General features: G+C 68.1%; 15 protein-coding genes and 1 tRNA gene. 14 read left to right on the top strand and 2 right to left on the bottom strand.

Annotated elements, in window-relative coordinates; genetic code table 11:
* Positions 1 to 82 precede the first annotated feature (82 nt).
* From ACIHIX_RS04350 to ACIHIX_RS04340, 3 genes are all read left to right on the top strand, one after another.
* Positions 83 to 1528: an MFS transporter gene (locus tag ACIHIX_RS04350; protein WP_399949491.1), complete on the top strand. Its 1446-nt coding sequence runs from the start codon at positions 83 to 85 to the stop codon at positions 1526 to 1528.
* Between the two features lie 668 nt (positions 1529 to 2196).
* Positions 2197 to 3252, top strand: coding sequence for a UDP-N-acetylmuramate dehydrogenase (locus ACIHIX_RS04345; protein ID WP_399949489.1), 1056 nt, complete (start codon positions 2197 to 2199; stop codon positions 3250 to 3252).
* A gap of 52 nt (positions 3253 to 3304) precedes the next feature.
* On the top strand, positions 3305 to 4012 hold the full coding sequence (locus ACIHIX_RS04340) for a hypothetical protein (protein WP_399949487.1): 708 nt from the start codon (positions 3305 to 3307) through the stop codon (positions 4010 to 4012).
* Here the strand turns inward: ACIHIX_RS04340 and ACIHIX_RS04335 are convergent.
* Positions 3957 to 4997, bottom strand: coding sequence for an adenosine deaminase (locus tag ACIHIX_RS04335; protein ID WP_399949485.1), 1041 nt, complete (start codon positions 4995 to 4997; stop codon positions 3957 to 3959). The genes ACIHIX_RS04340 and ACIHIX_RS04335 overlap by 56 nt on opposite strands.
* 120 nt (positions 4998 to 5117) lie before the next feature.
* Positions 5118 to 6344: a pyridoxal phosphate-dependent aminotransferase gene (locus ACIHIX_RS04330; RefSeq protein WP_399949483.1), complete on the bottom strand. Its 1227-nt coding sequence runs from the start codon at positions 6342 to 6344 to the stop codon at positions 5118 to 5120.
* 296 nt (positions 6345 to 6640) lie between these two features.
* Between ACIHIX_RS04330 and ACIHIX_RS04325 the strand changes: the two genes are divergently transcribed.
* From ACIHIX_RS04325 to rpoB, 11 genes are all read left to right on the top strand, one after another.
* Positions 6641 to 6713, top strand: a tRNA-Trp gene (locus ACIHIX_RS04325).
* A gap of 108 nt (positions 6714 to 6821) precedes the next feature.
* Complete coding sequence (secE, locus tag ACIHIX_RS04320; protein WP_399949481.1) at positions 6822 to 7109, top strand: preprotein translocase subunit SecE; 288 nt, start codon at positions 6822 to 6824, stop codon at positions 7107 to 7109.
* An 81-nt stretch (positions 7110 to 7190) separates the two neighbouring features.
* Positions 7191 to 8060: a transcription termination/antitermination protein NusG gene (gene nusG / locus ACIHIX_RS04315; protein ID WP_399949479.1), complete on the top strand. Its 870-nt coding sequence runs from the start codon at positions 7191 to 7193 to the stop codon at positions 8058 to 8060.
* A gap of 20 nt (positions 8061 to 8080) precedes the next feature.
* Positions 8081 to 8599, top strand: coding sequence for a hypothetical protein (locus ACIHIX_RS04310; protein WP_399949477.1), 519 nt, complete (start codon positions 8081 to 8083; stop codon positions 8597 to 8599).
* Positions 8600 to 8718: 119 nt separating this feature from the next.
* Entirely contained in the window at positions 8719 to 9153 is a 435-nt protein-coding gene (gene rplK, locus ACIHIX_RS04305) for a 50S ribosomal protein L11 (RefSeq protein WP_079312374.1), read from the top strand.
* 77 nt (positions 9154 to 9230) lie between these two features.
* Positions 9231 to 9956 (top strand): 50S ribosomal protein L1, encoded by a 726-nt coding sequence (gene rplA, locus ACIHIX_RS04300; RefSeq protein ID WP_399949475.1) that lies wholly within the window; start codon positions 9231 to 9233, stop codon positions 9954 to 9956.
* A gap of 132 nt (positions 9957 to 10088) precedes the next feature.
* A complete protein-coding gene (locus tag ACIHIX_RS04295; RefSeq protein WP_399949473.1) occupies positions 10089 to 11009 on the top strand; it encodes a hypothetical protein in 921 nt (306 codons plus the stop codon).
* A 114-nt stretch (positions 11010 to 11123) separates the two neighbouring features.
* Positions 11124 to 11984 carry a DUF1396 domain-containing protein gene (locus ACIHIX_RS04290; RefSeq protein WP_399949471.1) on the top strand — a complete coding sequence of 287 codons (861 nt, stop codon included), beginning with the start codon at positions 11124 to 11126 and terminating at the stop codon, positions 11982 to 11984.
* A gap of 274 nt (positions 11985 to 12258) precedes the next feature.
* Positions 12259 to 12789 (top strand): 50S ribosomal protein L10, encoded by a 531-nt coding sequence (gene rplJ / locus ACIHIX_RS04285; RefSeq protein ID WP_329335843.1) that lies wholly within the window; start codon positions 12259 to 12261, stop codon positions 12787 to 12789.
* A 121-nt stretch (positions 12790 to 12910) separates the two neighbouring features.
* Positions 12911 to 13297: a 50S ribosomal protein L7/L12 gene (gene rplL, locus ACIHIX_RS04280; protein WP_329344162.1), complete on the top strand. Its 387-nt coding sequence runs from the start codon at positions 12911 to 12913 to the stop codon at positions 13295 to 13297.
* A 614-nt stretch (positions 13298 to 13911) separates the two neighbouring features.
* A complete protein-coding gene (gene rpoB, locus ACIHIX_RS04275) occupies positions 13912 to 17397 on the top strand; it encodes a DNA-directed RNA polymerase subunit beta (protein ID WP_399949469.1) in 3486 nt (1161 codons plus the stop codon).
* Positions 17398 to 17481: the final 84 nt, after the last annotated feature.

The raw sequence follows: 17481 nt of genomic DNA, 5'->3' as shown, positions 1-17481 counted from the left end.
GGTCGAGACGGGCGTCTCCGGCGTCTTTTTGTGAGCGCAAAAGTTAGTGATCAATAACTATCTACCAAGCTCTGGGGGAGCGATGTCACAGCAAGCCGTACCGAACGCGCCACGCGGGGGAGCCGTCTGGGCCCTCGTCATCACCAGCGTCGCCGGATTCATGGCGGCCCTCGACAACCTCGTCGTCACCACCGCCCTGCCGTCCATCCGCGAGGATCTCGGTGGCGGGCTGCACGACCTGGAATGGACGGTGAGCGCCTACACCCTCACCTTCGCCGTCCTCCTCATGTTCGGCGCGGCCCTCGGTGACCGCTTCGGCCGTCGCCGGCTCTTCCTCGCGGGCCTGACGGTTTTCACGGGGGCGTCCGCCGCGGCGGCCCTGGCCCCCGGCATCGACAGTCTGATCGCGGCCCGTGCGGTCCAGGGCGTCGGCGCGGCGATCATGATGCCGCTGACGCTCACGCTCCTCACGGCGGCCGTTCCCGCGGCCAAGCGCGGGATGGCGTACGGCATCTGGGGTGCCGTCAACGGGCTGGCGGTGGCTTCCGGGCCGCTGATCGGCGGCAGCCTGACCGAGCACATCTCCTGGCAGTGGATCTTCTGGCTGAACGTCCCGCTCGGCGTCGCGCTGCTGCCGCTCGCCCGTCTGCGCCTCGCCGAGTCCTACGGCACCGGCGCCCCGCTCGACATCCCCGGCACGCTCCTCGCCAGCGGCGGGCTCTTCGGGATCGTTTACGGCCTGGTCCGCGGCCCCGCGGACGGCTGGACGGACGGCGTGGTCCTCATCGCCCTCTTCGCCGGAGCCGCCCTCCTCGCCGGGTTCGTGCTGTACGGCACCCGCGCCAAGAACCCCATGCTTCCGATGCGGCTGTTCCGCTCCCGGGCCTTCGCCGGCATCAACGCGGCCAGCCTGCTGATGTTCCTCGGCATGTTCGGTTCGATCTTCCTGCTCAGCCAGTACATGCAGGGGGTGCTCGGGTACTCGCCGACCGAGGCGGGGCTGCGGATGCTGCCGTGGACGGGGATGCCGATGCTGGTCGCGCCGATCGCGGGCATCCTCTCCGACCGGATCGGCGGACGCCCGGTAGTGGCGACCGGCCTCTTCTTCCAGGCAGCGGGTCTCGGCTACCTCGCCTCGGTCATCACCGTCGACGCGTCCTACGCCGTCCAGCTGCCCGGTCTGATCATGAGCGGTATCGGCATGGCACTGTTCTTCGCTCCTGCCTCCAACCTGGTCATGTCGAGTGTGCGGCGTTCGGAGCAGGGGATCGCTTCCGGGGCGAACAACGCGCTGCGTGAGGTGGGGGGTGCGCTCGGCATCGCGATCATGGGGTCGATCTTCTCGGCGCAGGGGGGATACGAGACCGGACAGACGTTCGTCGACGGGTTGCGGCCGGCGCTGGTCACGGGGGCTGCGGTGGTCGCTCTCGCCGGGGTTGCGGCGCTGGTGATTCCGCGGGGGCGTGTTGTCGAGGAGGATTCGGCGACGGCCGGGGCGGCACCGGTGCGGGAGACGATCGCGGCCTGAAACCTCTGTGAACGGCCCTGCCCCTTGGGGTGGGGCCGTTTCTGCTGGGACGATTTCTCGCCCCCGCCGCCCCTACCCGTCCCATCCCCAGGGGCTGCCGCCCCTTCGACCCCGCGTGCGCCCATGAGACTGCCGCAGCGGCAAGTCGGGCGCCTGCGGCAGCGTCGTGGCTGGTCGCGCAGTTCCCCGCGCCCCTTAACGGCACGACCCTGACGCGCCCGCGGTGCGCAACGGCGGCAAGGGGTCGTGTCGGGGGGTGTCCGCCCGCGGCGGTTGGCGCGTCAACACGGGCGCCCCTTTATAGATGACCGATTCCGCGCCGTTCCGAGGACGGACACCCCCCGGCGCGGCCCCGACCCCCACCGCACCCGCCCGCCCCGCACCCCCCGGGCGGCCCCGACCCGCAATGCACCCGCCCGCCACCGGCTCCCTGGCGCGGCCCGGACCCGCACCGCACCCGCCCGCCCCGCGCCCCCGGGGCGGCCCCGACCCGCAAATGCACCCGCCCGCCACCGGCTCCCTGGCGCGGCCCGGACCCGCACCGCACCCGCCCGCCCCGCACCCCCGAGGCGGCCCGGACCCTCACCGCACCCGCCCGCCCCGCACCCCCGGGGCGGCCCCGGCCCGCCACCGGCCGTGCGTCCCGGACCGCCACGTACCCTTGACGCGTGCAGGAACGACATGACGCCCCCCTCGCCCCGCTCACCACCTTCCGTCTTGGCGGTCCGGCCAGTCGGCTGGTCGTCGCGAGTACCGACGCCGAGGTGGTCGAAGCCGTTCGTGAGGCCGATGACACGGGCACGCCCCTCCTGCTCATCGGTGGCGGATCGAACCTCGTGATCGGTGACAAGGGGTTCGACGGGACCGCCCTGCTCATCGCCACCAAGGGCGTCGAACTCGACGGCACCCATCTGGAGCTCGCCGCCGGTGAAGTGTGGACCGACGCCGTCGCCCGCACCGTGGAGGCCGGGCTCGCCGGGGTCGAGTGCCTCGCCGGCATCCCCGGCTCCGCAGGCGCCACCCCCATCCAGAACGTCGGCGCCTACGGCCAGGAAGTCTCCGCCACGATCACCCACGTGATCGCCTACGACCGCGTCGCCCGCGACACCGTCACCCTCACCAACGCGGAGTGCGCCTTCTCGTACCGCCACAGCCGCTTCAAGGCCGACCCCGACCGGTACGTCGTCCTCCGCGTCCGCTTCGAGCTCGAGGACGCCGGCGGCCTCTCCGCACCGCTCAAGTACGCCGAGACCGCCCGCGCCCTCGGCGTAGCACCCGGCGACCGGGTGCCGCTCGCCGACGCCCGCGCGACCGTACTGAAGCTGCGCTCCGGCAAGGGCATGGTCCTCGACCCCGACGACCACGACACCTGGTCGGCCGGCTCCTTCTTCACCAACCCGATCCTCACGGACGCCGACTTCAGCGCCTTCCACGCGCGCGTGAAGCAGCACCTCGGCCCCGACGCCGAACCCCCCGCCTACCCCGCCGGCGCGGGCCACACCAAGACCTCCGCCGCGTGGCTCATCGACAAGGCCGGCTTCACCAAGGGCTACGGCACCGGCCCCGCCCGCATCTCCACGAAGCACACCCTCGCCCTCACCAACCGCGGCGAGGCGACCACGGAGGATCTCCTGGCCCTCGCCCGAGAGGTCGTCGCAGGCGTCCACCGCACCTTCGGCGTCACCCTCGTCAACGAACCGGTGACCGTCGGCGTGACCCTGTAGGCACGCGGAATCTCGGTTGCCGGGCCCAGGACCCGCCCGGAACGCTTGAGCGATGCGCCTGAGACTCACCGAGTACACGCCCCGCATCGGCCCGCACCAGCGCCGCGTCGTCCGCCCCCGCACAGCCCTGCGCCACACCTCACTGAGCGCCCCCGACCCGATCGGCCTGCTCCTCGGTGATCACGACGGGCTGAACCGGCTCGCCGGCCTGTTCTCCTTCGCCGCCTACTCGCGCCACACGATCGTCCACGTCCCGCTCCGCGACGGGGTCCCACCCGACGAGGGGTGGGGAGAGCGGGTCGACCTCGTCCTGGCCCACCACGGCGTGGGCCTGCGCGCGAGCCAGTGGCCCGACCTGCGCCGCAGACTCACCCACGGCACCCCGCTGACCGTACGCACCGACGAGGCCCGTACCGCGCGGGACACGGAGTCCTGGCGCGCTCGCCGCTCACACACGAACGCCCCGGACGACTTCCGGCACGCCACCCACGCGCGGACGTTCTTCCTGTTCGGCACCAGGGACCTCTTCGCCGAGATGGCCACCGAGTTCGCCTACGCGGCCGGCTGGGGTCCGCACGAGAAGCACGCCGCCAGGGGGAGCATGGCGTTCATGACGGCCTTCACGCTCGCCGAACCGCCCGGCACCGGCGGGCACCCCCTGGAGATAGACATCTGCTTCAAGCCGTATCCGCCCTACGCCCACTTCAAGCGGCCGGGCGAACGAGCCACTCGTCGATCCCGGCCAGCAGCCGCGCCTTGACGTCCTCCGGCGCCGCCGAAGCCCGCACGGACTGCCGGGCGAGTTCCGCCAACTCCGCGTCCGTGAACCCGTGATGCCGGCGCGCGATCTCGTACTGCGCCGCCAGCCGTGAGCCGAACAGCAGCGGGTCGTCGGCGCCGAGCGCCATCGGCACGCCCGCCTCGAACAACGTCCGCAGCGGCACGTCCTCCGGCTTCTCGTACACCCCGAGCGCCACGTTCGAGGCCGGACAGACCTCGCAGGTCACGCCCCGGTCGGCCAGCCGCTTCAGCAGCCGGGGGTCCTCCGCGGCCCGCACCCCGTGCCCGATCCGGTGCGCGTCCAGGTCGTCCAGACAGTCCCGCACCGACGACGGCCCGGTCAGCTCCCCACCGTGCGGCGCCGACAGCAGCCCGCCGTCGCGGGCGATGGCGAAGGCGCGGTCGAAGTCCCGCGCCATGCCCCGCCGTTCGTCGTTGGAGAGTCCGAAGCCGACGACGCCCCGGTCCGCGTACCGCACCGCGAGGCGGGCCAGCGTCCGCGCGTCCAGCGGGTGCTTCATCCGGTTCGCGGCCACCAGCACCCGCATCCCGAGACCGGTCTCCCGCGAGGTGGTCTCCACCGCGTCGAGGATGATCTCCAGCGCCGGGATCAGCCCGCCCAGACGCGGGGCGTACGACGTCGGGTCGACCTGGATCTCCAGCCACCCCGAGCCGTCCCGGACGTCCTCCTCCGCCGCCTCCCGCACCAGCCGCTGGATGTCCTCGGGGCGCCTCAGGCACGAACGCGCCGCGTCGTAGAGCCGCTGGAACCGGAACCAGCCCCGCTCGTCCGTGGCCCGCAGCCGTGGCGGCTCCCCGCTGGTCAGCGCCTCCGTCAGCGCGTCGGGCAGCCGTACGCCGTACTTGTCGGCCAGTTCCAGAACCGTCCCGGGCCGCATGGACCCGGTGAAGTGCAGGTGCAGATGGGCTTTCGGCAGCTCAGAGACATCACGTACACGCTCCATTCGCTGATCCTGCCGTACGCCCCCGCCGTCCCGGTAGCGCTTTCCCCGAACGTGGTCTTGCTCGCACAAAGGAAGGGGCCCGCCTCGGGAAAGGCGAGCCCCTCTGCGCGGACCGGAACGTCAGTCCCTGGCCTCCGCCAGCAGCTTCTGGATCCGCGAGACACCCTCGACCAGGTCCTCGTCGCCCAGCGCGTACGACAGGCGCAGATAGCCCGGCGTACCGAAGGCCTCACCCGGGACGACCGCGACCTCGGCCTCCTCCAGGATCAGCGCGGCCAGCTCGACCGAGTTCTGCGGGCGCTTGCCGCGGATCTCCTTGCCGATCAGGGCCTTCACCGACGGGTAGGCGTAGAAGGCGCCCTCGGGCTCGGGGCAGAGCACACCGTCGATCTCGTTGAGCATGCGCACGATCGTCTTGCGGCGACGGTCGAACGCCTCCTTCATCTCGTCGACGGCCGACAGGTCGCCGGAGACGGCGGCGAGGGCGGCCACCTGGGCCACGTTGGAGACGTTGGACGTGGCGTGCGACTGGAGGTTCGTCGCGGCCTTGACCACGTCCTTCGGGCCGATGACCCAGCCCACGCGCCAGCCGGTCATGGCGTACGTCTTCGCCACACCGTTGACCACGATGGTCTTGTCGGCGAGCTCGGGCACGACCACCGGGAGGGAGTGGAACTCGGCGTCGCCGTAGACCAGGTGCTCGTAGATCTCGTCGGTCAGGACCCACAGGCCCTTCTCGGCGGCCCAGCGGCCGATCTCCTCGATCTGCGCGCGGGTGTAGACGGCGCCGGTCGGGTTGGACGGGGAGACGAAGAGGAGGACCTTCGTGTTCTCCGTGCGCGCCGCTTCCAGCTGCTCCACGGAGACGCGGTAACCGGTCGTCTCGTCCGCGACGACGTCGACCGGGACACCGCCGGCGAGGCGGATCGACTCCGGGTACGTCGTCCAGTACGGGGCCGGGACGATGACCTCGTCGCCCGGGTCGAGGATCGCGGCGAAGGCCTCGTAGATGGCCTGCTTGCCGCCGTTGGTGACGAGGACCTGGCTCGCGTCGACCTCGTAGCCGGAGTCGCGCAGCGTCTTCGCGGCGATCGCGGCCTTCAGCTCGGGCAGACCGCCGGCCGGCGTGTAGCGGTGGTACTTCGGGTTCTTGCACGCCTCGATGGCGGCCTCGACGATGTAGTCCGGGGTCGGGAAGTCGGGCTCACCGGCGCCGAAGCCGATCACCGGGCGCCCGGCGGCCTTCAGGGCCTTGGCCTTGGCATCCACGGCGAGGGTGGCGGACTCGGAGATCGCGCCGACTCGGGCGGAGACCCGGCGCTCGGTGGGAGGGGTTGCAGCGCTCATGGGCCCATCGTTTCAGACCGGAAACGCCCCCGGCACGCGGGTTTCACAGACTGAACAACCGCTGAACAACTGTCCGGATCGGCAGGGCTATTGGCACGGTGGCCTGGGTGATCTTCACCCGCCGTCGGGCGGTCGCCGGGACGATCTTCGGCCAGAGCGGCCCCGGCAGGCCCTTTCTGTTCGACGGAGGGCTCCGGAACACGTACACTCTCACCTCGTTGGCCTCACAGCGGCCGCACTCATCCGGTGCACACCGAGCACTCGGGCGGATGCGGTACGTTTGGGGGGAACCACAAAGGGTCGTAGCTCAATTGGTAGAGCACCGGTCTCCAAAACCGGCGGTTGGGGGTTCAAGTCCCTCCGGCCCTGCTACACACTCCTTCGCCAGGATGTGTGCGCATGTACGTACAGCAATGCACCGCCGTGCGGCTCAGACCGGGCGCGGCACGGCCACGACCCGGGAACAGGTGAGGACGAATGGCGGACGCCGTGGGCTCCATCGATACGCCTGATGCCCAGGACGAGGCGCCAGAGTCGAAGAAGAAGGCCCGCAAGGGTGGCAAGCGCGCCAAGAAGGGCCCGCTGAAGCGCCTCGGTATCTTCTACCGACAGATCGTCGCAGAACTTCGCAAGGTCGTCTGGCCTACGCGCAGTCAGCTGACGACGTACACGACCGTGGTGATCGTCTTCGTGATCGTCATGATCGGCCTGGTCACCGTGATTGACTATGGACTCAACCACGCCGCCGAGTACGTCTTCGGCTGATCAAAGAGCGATAGGGCGCCGTGGTTACCGGCGCCCCTTTCGCATGTTCCACCCCTATGTATCCAGGAAGAAGCAGCCACCGTGTCTGACCAGAACCTGAACGACGCCATCGAGCCGGACGAGTCCGTGGAAGACGAGCTCGACATCGTCGAGGGCGCGGACGAGGACCTGGACGAGGTCGAGGCTGCCGATGAAGAGGCGGGCGACCCCGCCGAGGAAGCCGCCCTCCACGTCGAGGACGAATCCGACGAGGACGCCGAGGACGAGTCCGGCGGCGATGTCGAGGACGTCGAGGACGAGGAAGAGGCAGTCGAGGAAGAGCCGGCCGAGCCGGTCGACCCCGTCGTCGCCCTGCGCGAGGAACTGCGCACCCTCCCCGGCGAGTGGTACGTCATCCACACCTACGCCGGTTACGAGAACCGCGTGAAGACCAACCTCGAGCAGCGCGCCGTCTCGCTGAACGTCGAGGACTACATCTTCCAGGCCGAGGTGCCGCAGGAAGAGGTCGTCCAGATCAAGAACGGCGACCGCAAGACGATCCGTCAGAACAAGCTCCCCGGTTACGTCCTGGTGCGCATGGACCTGACGAACGAGTCCTGGGGTGTCGTCCGCAACACGCCCGGCGTCACCGGCTTCGTGGGCAACGCCTACGACCCGTACCCGCTGACCCTGGACGAGATCGTCAAGATGCTCGCTCCGGAGGCCGAGGAGAAGGCAGCCCGCGAGGCCGCCGAGGCCGAGGGCAAGCCCGCTCCGCAGCGCAAGGTCGAGGTCCAGGTCCTGGACTTCGAGGTCGGCGACTCGGTCACCGTCACCGACGGCCCCTTCGCCACGCTTCAGGCCACGATCAACGAGATCAACGCCGACTCGAAGAAGGTCAAGGGCCTCGTCGAGATCTTCGGCCGCGAGACCCCGGTCGAGCTGTCCTTCGACCAGATCCAGAAGAACTGACCCCGGAAGGGCTGACGTTCTTGGCCGACACAGCCAACAGTGAGGGCGCCTCCCCGGTGAACACCGGGCCGGGGCGTCTTCGCCGTTTCCGGGCGCCTTTGCTGCTTCTGCTGTTCGCGGCGCTCTTCGCGATTCCGCCGCTCTATGTGGGCATCACGCAGTGGCAGCGGGTCGCCGAGGTGCAGGACGGTGAGCGCGCGGTCGGCATCTTCCACTCCGACGGTCAGAGCAACTGCTGGGCCCATCGCTGCTGGGTCGAGTTCGAGGTCGGCGGCAAGCGGGTGGAGGCGGACCTGCCGGCCCTCACCGGAACCCGGGACAACAAGGTCTCGCGGGACGGCGAGCCGATCGTCATCCGGTATCTGGCCTCCGACCCGACCGTGGCGGCGGAGGAGGACGGATTCGGCTACGTCGGTGCCATGACCGCCGGGCTCGGCCTGCCGACCGGCATCCTGCTGATCCTCGGCATCGGCTCCTTGGTCTCCGTACGGAAGGGCCGTCCGCCCTTCGCTCCGTGGTCGTCGCCGTCCCCGGCCTGAGCTGCCGATTTCATGTACTGAGGGCAGAGCGGCTATCGTGGTGCGGTATGCCATCTGCCTGATGATTCATCCGAATGACGCAGGTGGTAACCAACTCTCAGTAAGGACCCGGAGAGAGCATGCCTCCCAAGAAGAAGAAGGTCACGGGGCTTATCAAGCTCCAGATCCAGGCCGGTGCGGCCAACCCGGCTCCGCCGGTCGGCCCCGCGCTGGGTCAGCACGGCGTCAACATCATGGAGTTCTGCAAGGCCTACAACGCCGCGACCGAGTCGCAGCGTGGCTGGGTGATCCCGGTGGAGATCACGGTCTACGAGGACCGTTCCTTCACCTTCATCACCAAGACGCCGCCGGCCGCGAAGATGATCCTGAAGGCCGCGGGCATCGAGAAGGGCTCGGGCGAGCCGCACAAGACCAAGGTCGCCAAGATCACCGAGGCGCAGGTCCGCGAGATCGCCACGACCAAGCTCCCCGACCTCAACGCCAACGACCTGGACGCCGCCGCGAAGATCATCGCCGGTACCGCGCGTTCCATGGGCGTCGTCGTCGAGGGCTGAGCCCCACCCGTAACCAGCAGTAGTGGCAGGGCCTGCTCGGCCCTAACCACGACTCCTAAGAATCTCCAGGAGAAGTAGTGAGCAAGCGCAGCAAGTCTCTCCGCGCTGCGGACGCCAAGGTCGACCGGGAAAAGCTCTACGCCCCGCTCGAGGCCGTCCGTCTCGCCAAGGAGACCTCCACCTCCAAGTTCGACGGCACCGTCGAGGTCGCCTTCCGTCTGGGTGTCGACCCGCGCAAGGCCGACCAGATGGTCCGTGGCACCGTGAACCTTCCGCACGGCACCGGTAAGACCGCCCGGGTCCTGGTCTTCGCGACCGGTGACCGTGCCGAGGCCGCACTCGCCGCGGGCGCCGACATCGTCGGCTCCGACGAGCTCATCGACGAGGTGTCGAAGGGCCGTCTGGACTTCGACGCCGTCGTCGCCACCCCGGACCTCATGGGCAAGGTCGGCCGTCTCGGCCGAGTCCTCGGCCCCCGTGGTCTCATGCCGAACCCCAAGACCGGCACCGTGACCCCGGACGTCGCCAAGGCTGTCAACGACATCAAGGGCGGCAAGATCGAGTTCCGCGTCGACAAGCACTCGAACCTGCACTTCATCATCGGCAAGACGTCGTTCGACGACACCAAGCTGGTGGAGAACTACGGCGCGGCGCTGGAGGAGATCCTCCGTCTGAAGCCGTCCGCCGCCAAGGGTCGCTACATCAAGAAGGCCGCGATCAGCACCACGATCGGCCCCGGCATTCCGCTCGACCCGAACCGCACCCGCAACCTCCTCGTCGAGGAGGACCCGGCCGCGGTCTGAGCCTGAGGCTCACCGAAGTCAGGTCACGGGCCCCGCAACCTTTCGAGGTGCGGGGCCCGTCCCTTTTCCCGGGTACATGTGTCAGTGGCTCGCGCTAACGTGCGGGACAGGAATCACACAGGGGTGGGACGAATGAAGAGCACGACCGTACGCCGGATGGCTCTCGCGATCGCCACGACGACCGCTCTGACGGGCCTGGCGGCCTGTTCGTCGGGGGATTCGGGGGGCTCCGACAAGGACGACCGGACCTCGGGGAGCGGCAAGGGCACGACCAGGGTCAGCCCGATGGCCGCGCTGCGTTCCGCGGAGAAGTCCACCGACGCCGCCGACTCCGCCAGGGTCGAGTCCACGACCGTCATGGGCTCGATGATGTCCATGACCGCCGACGGCGCCCTCGGCTGGGCGGACGGCATCACCGGCACCGTCACCATCGAGTACACCGGCGGCACCCTCGCCGACAGCATGCGCCAGCTGGGCACCACCTCGATGGAGGCCCGGTACCTCCCCGACGCCTACTACGCGAAGATGGGCGAGAAGTTCGCCGCACAGGCCGGCGGCAAGCACTGGATCAGGTACGACTACGACGACCTCGCGGATCTCGCGGGCGGCTCCGGCGCGTACCTCAAGGACCAGATGCAGAACACCACGCCCAACCAGTCGGTGAAGCTCCTGCTGGCCTCCGGGGACGTGAAGAAGGTCGGCGAGGAGAAGGTCCGCGGCGAGAACGCCACGCACTACTCCGGCACCGTCGACGTCGCCGACCTCGCCGGCAAGAACTCCAGCCTCACCGCGAGCCAGCTCGCCGACCTCAAGAAGCAGCTCGAACAGGCCGGGGTGACCACGGAGACCGTCGACATCTGGGTCAACGACCAGGACCTCCTGGTCAAGAAGGTCGAGAAGGGCCGTATGGCCACCGGAGAGCTGACCCAGACCGCCTACTACAGCGACTACGGAGTGAAGGTCTCCGCCGAGGAGCCCCCCGCGAGCGACACCGAGGACTTCAAGAAGCTCCTGGAGAAGCAGGGCGGCACCGTCGCCGGCACCACCTCCTGAGCCACACGGAATTCAGGAGAGCGCTTACACCCCATCGGTTAGGCTCGCCCTCCTGCTGTGAATCGACCATGTGTTCCGTGTGGTCGTGGTCCTTGCGTTCCTTGGGGGGAATCAATGGGTTTTTCCGTACGACGTTCCGCGCGCTGTAGGACGGTCGGCGTCGGGCTGGCCGCCGTGGCCCTCGCCGCCGGCGCGGTGAGCTGCTCCAAGGGGGAGTCCGAGGAGTCGCCGGGGATGACGCCGGCCGCCGCGGTGGCCAAGGCGGCGAAGAACTCGGACGACATCTCCTCCCTGCGGTACCGGATGACAGGTGAGTACCCGGAGCAGGGGCGCATCAAGGCCGAGGCCTCGATGCGGATCAAGCCCAGCATCGCCATGAGCATGAAGATGACGGCGCTGGACCAGGGCAAGGACGGCTCCGCGGAGATCCGGCTCGTCGACAAGGTCATGTACATCGGGGGCAACCCCGAGCTGGCCAAGGAGATGGACGGCAAGACCTGGATGAAGTTCGACATGTCCGCGCTGAGCGACGAGCAGCTCGGCGGGGGAGCCGCGGGCGCCGGACAGGCCGAGCAGAACCCGGCGGCCGAGTCCACCTTCATGACCGGCGCCAAGGACGTGAAGAAGGTCGGCTCCGAGAAGGTCGACGGGGTGGAGACCACCCACTACTCGGGCACCCTGACCCTCGACGCGCTCCGGGACTCCTTCAAGGACGAGGACAAGGCGACCCGCGAGAAGCGCGAGAAGAGCGTCGACCAGTACGAGAAGATGGGCGTCGACAAGCTCACGATGGACATGTGGATCGACGGTGACGACCACACCAAGCAGTTCCGCATGAAGGGCGACGCCGACAAGGGCCCGCTCGACCTGACCATCACCTTCCTCGACATCAACAAGCCGGTGACGGTCTCGGCGCCGCCCGCCAAGGACACCGTCGACCTCGCCGAGATGATGAAGGAAGCCCAGAGCGGCTGAGCACCGTACGACCGGATTTGCCTGACGGCGATCCGGTCACGTACTCTCCTACAGAAGCCAAAGACCGCTGGTCGTTGCCGTGTGCTCGCGAGAGGGCGCGGTGGCCGAAGGATCCGCTGATTACCGCGGACGACCCGCGCAGGTGACTGTGGAAGTCGCTCCCGTATGGATTCGTCCGTGTGGTTGAGCTACGCCCCGTGCGCCTGCGCCGGGGCGTTTCGTTTTTCGCAGCTCCTTCTGAGCGGTCCTCATCACCCGGAAGGAGGCCACGCTTATGGCAAGGCCCGACAAGGCTGCCGCGGTAGCCGAGCTCGCGGACCAGTTCCGCAGCTCGAACGCCGCTGTGCTGACCGAGTACCGGGGTCTCACCGTGGCGCAGCTCAAGACGCTGCGTCGTTCGCTCGGTGAAGACGCCCAGTACGCCGTGGTGAAGAACACGCTGACCAAGATCGCGGCCAACGAGGCCGGGATCGACACGCTTGACGACCTGTTCAACGGTCCGACGGCGGTCGCCTTCATCTCCGGTGACCCGGTGACGTCGGCGAAGGGTCTTCGTGACTTCGCCAAGGACAACCCGAACCTCGTCATCAAGGGCGGTGTCCTTGACGGCAAGGCGCTGTCCGCCGACGAGATCAAGAAGCTTGCGGACCTCGAGTCCCGCGAGGTTCTGCTCGCCAAGCTGGCGGGCGCCATGAAGGGCAAGCAGACGCAGACTGCGCAGCTCTTCCAGGCGCTTCCCTCGAAGCTCGTCCGCACCGTGGACGCGCTCCGTGCCAAGCAGGACGAGCAGGGCGGTGCCGAGTAACTCGGCTCGCATCATGACCGCCGCCTGAGGCTCCCCGCCGCAGGAAGTGGTCGTAGCGGGCCGACCGTACGCCCGCCAGACATGTACATCCGGCACCAGCCGAATTAATTGGAAGGAAGCCATCATGGCTCTCACCCAGGACGAACTGCTCGCCGAGTTTGAGGGCATGACCCTCATCCAGCTCTCCGAGTTCGTGAAGGCGTTCGAGGAGAAGTTCGACGTCACCGCCGCCGCGGCCGTCGCCGTTGCCGCCCCCGCCGGTGGTGCCGGTGGCGCCGCCGAGGCCGTCGAGGAGAAGGACGAGTTCGACGTCGTCCTCACCGGCGCCGGCGAGAAGAAGATCCAGGTCATCAAGGTCGTGCGTGAGCTGACCTCCCTGGGTCTGAAGGAGGCCAAGGACCTCGTGGACGGCGCCCCGAAGCCCGTTCTCGAGAAGGTCGCCAAGGACGCCGCGGAGAAGGCCGCTGAGGCCCTCAAGGGCGCCGGCGCCTCCGTCGAGGTCAAGTAACACCTCTCGGGTCCGTCATGGACTCGTGCGAGCCACAGGCCTCGTAAGAGGGCTGTAACGCTGACGCAGCGAAGAGCGATCATCCATCCGGGTGGTCGCTCTTCGGCGTTTCCGAGGGCCCGGCGGCGGCTGCCTTGCACCCGGGACGGCGGGGAGTATGGTGATCTTCGTCGTGCCTGGAGTCTGCCTGGTGCACGCCTGGAGCACGCCTGGTGGGCAGGCCGCAAGTGACGAGCGCAGCACCCGGTTTGGGCGAGACAGGCCTTGACGAACCGCACGCCGCGCGCAATTCTCAGGACGCGTCGCCAGAACGGTCCGAATCCGAGGCATGGATCGGCGACGAAGAGGGCAGTATCAACGTGCGTTGAGGGCAGGCATGCCGAAGGCGTTGAGGGTGACGAGGGTCAAAGAAAAGCGGGGCTGGACATCAGTGCGCCAAGTGGCTACACTGACCCTTTGCGCTGCCTGTTAGCTGTCCCCTGCCCGTCACCAGGGGTCTGCCCTCGCCTCAGCATCGACGACTAGAGCATCTCCGACCTGGGATCTCTGTGTTTGTGCGCTGGAGAGGGACCGGTACGCGCGTAGTGAGTCCGAGCCCTCGGAAGGACCCCCTCTTGGCCGCCTCGCGCAACGCCTCGACCGCGAATACGAACAACGCCGCCAGCACTGCCCCGCTGCGCATCTCTTTTGCAAAGATCAAGGAGCCTCTCGAGGTTCCGAACCTGCTCGCGCTGCAGACCGAGAGCTTTGACTGGCTGCTCGGGAACACCGCCTGGCAGAGTCGGGTCGAGGAGGCCCTGGAGTCCGGTCAGGACGTCCCCACCAAGTCCGGTCTGGAGGAGATCTTCGAGGAGATCTCTCCGATCGAGGACTTCTCCGGGTCGATGTCGCTGACGTTCCGCGACCACCGTTTCGAGCCGCCGAAGAACAGCATCGACGAGTGCAAGGACCGCGACTTCACGTACGCGGCCCCGCTCTTCGTGACGGCCGAGTTCACCAACAACGAGACCGGCGAGATCAAGTCCCAGACGGTCTTCATGGGCGACTTCCCGCTCATGACCCACAAGGGCACCTTCGTCATCAACGGCACCGAGCGTGTCGTGGTGTCGCAGCTGGTCCGTTCGCCGGGTGTCTACTTCGACTCCTCCATCGACAAGACGTCCGACAAGGACATCTTCTCCGCCAAGATCATCCCGTCCCGGGGTGCCTGGCTGGAGATGGAGATCGACAAGCGCGACATGGTCGGTGTCCGCATCGACCGCAAGCGCAAGCAGTCCGTGACCGTTCTGCTCAAGGCTCTCGGTTGGACGACCGAGCAGATCCTCGAGGAGTTCGGCGAGTACGAGTCCATGCGCGCCACCCTGGAGAAGGACCACACCCAGGGCCAGGACGACGCGCTGCTCGACATCTACCGCAAGCTGCGTCCGGGCGAGCCCCCGACCCGTGAGGCCGCGCAGACGCTGCTCGAGAACCTCTACTTCAACCCGAAGCGCTACGACCTCGCCAAGGTCGGCCGCTACAAGGTCAACAAGAAGCTGGGCGCGGAGGCCCCGCTCGACGCCGGCATCCTGACCGTCGAGGACATCATCTCGACGATCAAGTACCTGGTGAAGCTGCACGCGGGCGAGACCGAGACGGTCGGCGACAGCGGTGTGAACATCGTCGTCGAGACCGACGACATCGACCACTTCGGCAACCGTCGTCTGCGCAGCGTCGGCGAGCTCATCCAGAACCAGGTCCGTACGGGTCTGGCTCGTATGGAGCGCGTCGTGCGTGAGCGCATGACGACCCAGGACGTCGAGGCGATCACGCCGCAGACCCTGATCAACATCCGGCCGGTCGTCGCCTCCATCAAGGAGTTCTTCGGCACCAGCCAGCTGTCGCAGTTCATGGACCAGAACAACCCGCTGTCGGGTCTGACGCACAAGCGTCGTCTCTCGGCGCTGGGCCCTGGTGGTCTGTCCCGTGAGCGGGCCGGCTTCGAGGTCCGTGACGTGCACCCGTCTCACTACGGCCGTATGTGCCCGATCGAGACGCCCGAAGGCCCGAACATCGGTCTGATCGGTTCGCTCGCCTCCTACGGCCGCGTCAACGCGTTCGGTTTCGTGGAGACGCCGTACCGCAAGGTCGTCGACGGTGTCGTCACCGACGACGTCGACTACCTGACGGCCGACGAAGAGGACCGATTCGTCATCGCGCAGGCCAACGCCACGCTCGACGACGACATGCGTTTCACCGAGAACCGCGTCCTGGTCCGCCGTCGTGGCGGCGAGGTCGACTACGTCCCCGGTGACGACGTGGACTACATGGACGTCTCGCCGCGCCAGATGGTGTCGGTCGCGACCGCCATGATCCCGTTCCTGGAGCACGACGACGCCAACCGTGCCCTCATGGGCGCGAACATGATGCGCCAGGCCGTGCCGCTGATCAAGAGCGAGTCCCCGCTCGTCGGCACCGGCATGGAGTACCGCTCCGCCGTCGACGCCGGTGACGTGGTCAAGGCCGAGAAGGCGGGTGTGGTCCAGGAGGTCTCCGCGGACTACATCACCACCGCCAACGACGACGGCACGTACATCACGTACCGCCTGGCCAAGTTCGCCCGCTCCAACCAGGGCACCTCGGTCAACCAGAAGGTCATCGTCAACGAGGGCGACCGGATCATCGAGGGCCAGGTCCTGGCCGACGGTCCGGCCACCGAGAACGGCGAGATGGCCCTGGGCAAGAACCTGCTCGTGGCGTTCATGCCGTGGGAGGGTCACAACTACGAGGACGCGATCATCCTGTCGCAGCGCCTCGTGCAGGACGACGTCCTCTCCTCGATCCACATCGAGGAGCACGAGGTCGACGCCCGTGACACCAAGCTCGGCCCCGAGGAGATCACCCGGGACATCCCGAACGTCTCCGAGGAGGTCCTCGCCGACCTCGACGAGCGCGGCATCATCCGGATCGGTGCCGAGGTCGTCGCCGGTGACATCCTCGTCGGCAAGGTCACGCCCAAGGGTGAGACCGAGCTGACCCCCGAGGAGCGCCTGCTCCGCGCGATCTTCGGTGAGAAGGCGCGCGAGGTCCGTGACACCTCCCTGAAGGTGCCGCACGGCGAGATCGGCAAGGTCATCGGCGTCCGCGTCTTCGACCGTGAGGAGGGCGACGAGCTGCCGCCGGGCGTGAACCAGCTGGTTCGTGTCTACGTGGCGCAGAAGCGCAAGATCACGGACGGTGACAAGCTCGCCGGCCGCCACGGCAACAAGGGTGTTATCTCGAAGATCCTTCCGATCGAGGACATGCCGTTCCTCGAGGACGGAACTCCGGTCGACATCATCCTCAACCCGCTGGGTGTCCCGTCCCGAATGAACCCGGGACAGGTCCTGGAGATCCACCTCGGCTGGCTCGCCAGCCGCGGCTGGGACGTCTCCGGTCTCGGCGAGGACTGGGCGCAGCGCCTGCAGAACATCGGCGCCGACCAGGTCGCCCCCGGCACCAACGTCGCCACCCCGGTGTTCGACGGTGCGCGTGAGGACGAGCTCGCGGGTCTGCTGAACCACACCATCCCGAACCGCGACGGCGAGCGCATGGTGCAGCCGACCGGTAAGGCGAGGCTGTTCGACGGCCGCTCCGGTGAGCCGTTCCCGGACCCGATCTCGATCGGGTACATGTACATCCTCAAGCTCCACCACCTGGTCGACGACAAGCTGCACGCCCGGTCGACCGGTCCGTACTCGATGATCACCCAGCAGCCGCTGGGTGGTAAGGCCCAGTTCGGTGGCCAGCGCTTCGGTGAGATGGAGGTGTGGGCGCTGGAGGCTTACGGCGCCGCGTACGCCCTCCAGGAGCTGCTGACCATCAAGTCCGACGACGTCACCGGCCGCGTGAAGGTCTACGAGGCCATCGTCAAGGGCGAGAACATCCCCGAGCCCGGCATCCCTGAGTCCTTCAAGGTGCTCATCAAGGAGATGCAGTCCCTGTGCCTCAACGTGGAGGTGCTGTCCTCGGACGGCATGTCCATCGAGATGCGCGACACCGACGAGGATGTCTTCCGCGCTGCGGAGGAGCTTGGCATCGACCTGTCCCGGCGCGAGCCGAGCAGCGTCGAAGAGGTCTGACGGGAGTTCGGCGGGCCTTCTGAAGCCTTTGGAAAGGTGAAGGAAGGCCTGCCGGCCCCAGGACCCCCGTATCAGACCCCATGA

The sequence above is a fragment of the Streptomyces sp. NPDC051913 genome, from assembly GCF_044593635.1.
In the GTDB taxonomy this organism is placed as follows: domain Bacteria; phylum Actinomycetota; class Actinomycetes; order Streptomycetales; family Streptomycetaceae; genus Streptomyces.
Note: the sequence above shows the minus strand (reverse complement) of the source record. Positions and strands in the feature narration are given on the sequence as shown.